The following is a 389-nucleotide window of genomic DNA, read 5'->3' on the forward strand; positions in this document are numbered from 1 at the left end:
CGCTGAAACGGCGTGAAACTCCCGAGCAAAACAGAGACATTCAGAGGTACTCTCCATGAACAACATCTCCACATTACCTCTTTCCGGCAAGCGCGCGCTGGTCACCGGTGCGGCACGCGGTATCGGTGCGGCAATTGCGCTAAAACTGGCCGAGGATGGTGCCGACGTTGCGATCACCTATGAGAAGTCGGTCGAGAAAGCGGAAGCTCGTTGCCAAGATCCGCGCCATGGGTCGAAATGCGATCGCCATCCATGCCGATGCCGCGAGCACATCCGCCGCCATGGCTACCGTCGAACAAACTGTCGCTGAGCTCGGCGGCCTTGATATTCTCGTCAATAATGCCGGTGTCCTTTTCGCAAGTGATTTCTCCACGCAGCCACTTGAGGAG

1 pseudogene is annotated in these 389 nt (G+C 57.3%); it reads left to right on the forward strand.

What is annotated here, in order from left to right:
* Positions 1-55 precede the first annotated feature (55 nt).
* Positions 56-314: pseudogene (locus AB4Z23_RS28885) on the forward strand (SDR family NAD(P)-dependent oxidoreductase); the annotation flags it as partial.
* Between the last annotated feature and the right edge of the window lie 75 nt (positions 315-389).

Source organism: Agrobacterium sp. MCAB5 (assembly GCF_052114365.1).
In the GTDB taxonomy this organism is placed as follows: domain Bacteria; phylum Pseudomonadota; class Alphaproteobacteria; order Rhizobiales; family Rhizobiaceae; genus Agrobacterium; species Agrobacterium tumefaciens.